Annotated in this window: 3 protein-coding genes; all 3 read left to right on the forward strand. The window is 32.9% G+C overall.

What is annotated here, in order from left to right; genetic code table 11:
- Positions 1–1,239: pyocin knob domain-containing protein (locus IJQ68_RS04100; RefSeq protein ID WP_292797296.1), on the forward strand; the 1,239-nt coding region annotated here is incomplete at its 5' end.
- A 198-nt stretch (positions 1,240–1,437) separates the two neighbouring features.
- A complete protein-coding gene (locus IJQ68_RS04105; protein ID WP_292797299.1) occupies positions 1,438–2,757 on the forward strand; it encodes a cysteine peptidase family C39 domain-containing protein in 1,320 nt (439 codons plus the stop codon).
- A 346-nt stretch (positions 2,758–3,103) separates the two neighbouring features.
- Positions 3,104–3,983 (forward strand): phage minor head protein (locus IJQ68_RS04110; RefSeq protein WP_292797302.1); only part of this gene is annotated, 880 nt, incomplete at its 3' end.

Genomic DNA, 3,983 nt, shown 5'->3' on the forward strand with positions numbered 1-3,983 from the left:
CCTACTAGCCACGCCCATGGAAGTATTACTAATGATGGTAAAGTGGGAACTGCTGCTAATAAACCATTGATTACAGGTACTAATGGTGTGGTGTCTGCAGGAAGTTTTGAAGGCACTGCTACTAATATTAAAATGAATGGTGCACAATCTGTGGGTTCATTAAATACTTTTGCTCGTGGGGATCATGTTCATCCAGTCGATACCTCAAGAGCACCTACAAGTCATGCAAGTAGTGCAACAACTTATGGTGTGGGTACTAGTGCGAATTATGGGCATAATAAATTAGTTACTAATTTAACGACTGATGATGGGGATGGTTTGGCATTAGGTGCGGGTCAAGGAAAAGCATTAAAAGCATTGGTTGATGCTAAATGGACTACTAATACAACTTTAATAAGTGAAGCTATTGATTATAATGATTATAAAACACCTGGTGCTTATAGGATTTTTGGAACACAACAAACAAATAGTACAAATGCTCCGGACCAACAAGGAGGATTATTAATTGTTTATGATATACCTAATGGTTTTGTTCAAATATTAATACAATATTGGTTACAATCTCCTTCAATATTTTATAGAATTTATCATAATAGTGCTGGATGGAGAGCTTGGAGAACAATTGCTACAACAGATGTTGCAACAAAATCTGTGGATGGTTTAATGTCAAGTTCAGATAAAACAAAATTAGATGGTATTGATACCGAAGCAAATGCATATACTCACCCAAGTGGAACATCAAAAACGGGTAATCCAACATCTAATCAGAGCCCTGGTTTTGGAGGTAGTTTTAAAGTTACACAGTTCACTAGTAATAGTACGGGACATATTAGTGGCGCAACAGATCGTACAATTACTTTACCAAGTTTAGGTACTACATCTACAACAGCTGCAGCAGGTAACCATACACACGATAATGGAGTAAAAACTGTTAATTTAAATTTAAATAGTTGTAGTGGGACTTTTAAATACATGATGATTGATAAAAAGTATATAATATGGCAATTAATTGATGCATCACCAGGTTCATCTACACAGGGTACTCATACCACAGCTGCGACAGTTGGAGAACTGGCTGTCACTGGAGCAGATATATGTTATCACTTTCTACCATATGGGAATGGAACAGGTATAATGGGAGTTAGTCTAGATGCTAATGGTAATATTAGATTAACTCATTATTCTGGAACAAAACACAGTTCCTATGGTAGTGGTGTTTTTATTAGAGATTTTAATTAAATTTATTTATTCTTTATTTTTTTTTGTTGATGACTTATGAAATCTGAAAAGGATACTAGTTTTTGTGATGGTTGTTGTTACCGTAAACACTGCCCTCATGAACTCGAAAAATGCTGCTATTTACACACGAAAACAAAAAAATGCATGTTAAACATTAAAACCAAATGAAAAATAAACTTTTAAAGGAGGAATTCTACATTGAATTTCATAGACTTCATAAAAAACATATTCAGTAATAATAAAAGAAATGCTCGCATAATAACCAAAGATTTAAACAAAATCTTTGGTGAAAAAGATGCATTAGAAATCGCATTATATGAGAATAACTCTCCATTGGTGGATAAAAATTTAAATATTAAAATTAATGGGGTCACATATTCACGTAAAACAGATAATGATGGAATAGCAAGACTAAATGTTAATTTAGGTGTTGGATTATATGAAGCGTTAATATCTTTTATTGATGAAGATTTCAATTATACTTCAGCATACTGTAAAGTAACTGTCAATCCAGTATTATCTACTCAGGATATGAGGATGCAAGAGCATGATGGGTCACAGTTTATTGCAATTGCATCATCAAGTACTGGTGTTAGATTATCTGGTGTTCCAGTAATCTTCAATATCAATGGAGTTAATTATGAAAGAACTACAGATATGGTGGGTGAAGCCAAATTAAATATTAATTTAGGCAAAGGTGACTATAATATATCAACTTCATCATTCAATACTGTTAAAAAGAACACGATACATATAGATGAGAAACCTAAAAAAGTCACAAGAATGGAAGGTACTAACATCACCAAAGCATTCAGTGACAAAACAGCATATCAATGTGCCGTATATGATGACAATGGAAGAGTAGCAGGAAGCGTAGACATCACAATAAATGGTGTAACTTATACCAGAACTCCTGATGAATCAGGATTATATAAATTAAATATCAATCTCCAACCTGGAACATATCAATTAACTGCAAAATATCGTGGTGATGATACTCATTTAGCATCACAAATAATCAACACAATACATGTTGTAGCAGATCCAGTAAAAAAAGAGATAGTTTATAATCCTATTAAAATACAATACCAACCGAACTCATATACCTGCGGCCCGACTTCTTTGGCTATGTGTTCACAAATACTAGGTAAATCAACAAGTATTTCAGCATTCGCTAATGCATGTTATACAACTGGAAATGGAACATCTCCAGCAAACCTTATTGCAGGTGCAAAAAAATTAGGATTCAAAGTAACTGAAATACCACGTAATATTAATGGTGTTAAAGCAGCTATTGATGCTGGAAAGCCTGTACTTGGTCATATCATGACTGGTGGTGTAACCTGTGGTGGATGGCAAGGTAACTTTGGTCATTATATAGTAATCTACGATTATGGAACAGTATATTACTATGTGGCAGATCCAACAAAAGGATTCTATCGTTGTACTCATAGCATGATTGATAATGCAATGAGAGGATATGCTGGAATTAAATATTACAGTGTTGAAAGAATTTAAAATCCATTTTTTATCCGATGAAACAATAAAAAAGAGAATATATTTTGGTAGACTGTCCGTTGGAAGTAATGGCAAACATGAAAACAAATGACATAAAACAATTTAATTTTTTTACTTAGAATTAGTAAATCATAGAGCAATATTTTTTATTAAATAGAATAAATCTTTAATAATCAAAATTTATAATTTTTCTTCTAAAAGAGTATTTTAAACTTTTTTTAGATGGAAACTAATCACTTCATTATTTTACCATAATATAATTTTCTTTTTATTGTTGAGGAAAAACCCATTATTTTTTTTTGTTTATATAAATTAGAAAATTAAAATATTTCTCGAGGCAAATAACATGATTTCAGCAACAGAAAGAAGAATCCAAACCAACAAATTACTAATGGACATCTGTAATTTCAACAAAGACTTATTCGACACATCCACATTAAGCCCCGAAGAAATAAGATACTACAATAAAATCACAGACGGATTCAATAAACAAATACAATTCTACATCGACTGGCTAGACAGTGATGAAGCAAAAAGAATATTTCAAGATTATACTAGATACAACGACCAGGCATTCAAAGAAATAGATGAATATACTCAAGACATCATCGAAGACACCAAATTAACCGCTGATGAAATCATCAATAAAATCTATGATACAGGATTAACAAATGGATACAAAGAAATAAGAAGAACCAAATACTACAATGACGCCACCAAATATGGATTAAAATTCCTACAAAATTATAACTTCACCTTAATCAATAATGTAAATGAAGACTTAAAAAAGCATATTAGAACACAAATCTTCAATGGTATTGTCGCTGGAGAAACAATGCCTGAAGTAGCACAAAAAATACTCCACGCACATGAAACATCACTCACAGGAAAAACACTATCTGCTCGCCAAAGAGCAATGATGATTGCACGTACTGAAACTGCACGTGCAATGACCCAAGGCCGATTACAATCCTACGCCAACTACGGAGTAAGAGAAGTAAAAATATTAACCGCAGGTGATGATAATGTTTGTGCAATATGCAGAAAAGCAGCAGACAAAATCTACCCAATCGACGAAGCCAGCAACTTAGTACCATTCCACCCACTATGCAGATGCAGTGTAACAGCATATATCAGACACGGAATATTACAAGGAAATCCGGATAATAATGTGAATGTTATGTGTTGTATTCCTTCATTTAGTTCTGAAGAAAATAATGTTTATA

It is taken from the genome of Methanobrevibacter sp., assembly GCF_017447225.1.
Classification (GTDB): domain Archaea; phylum Methanobacteriota; class Methanobacteria; order Methanobacteriales; family Methanobacteriaceae; genus Methanocatella.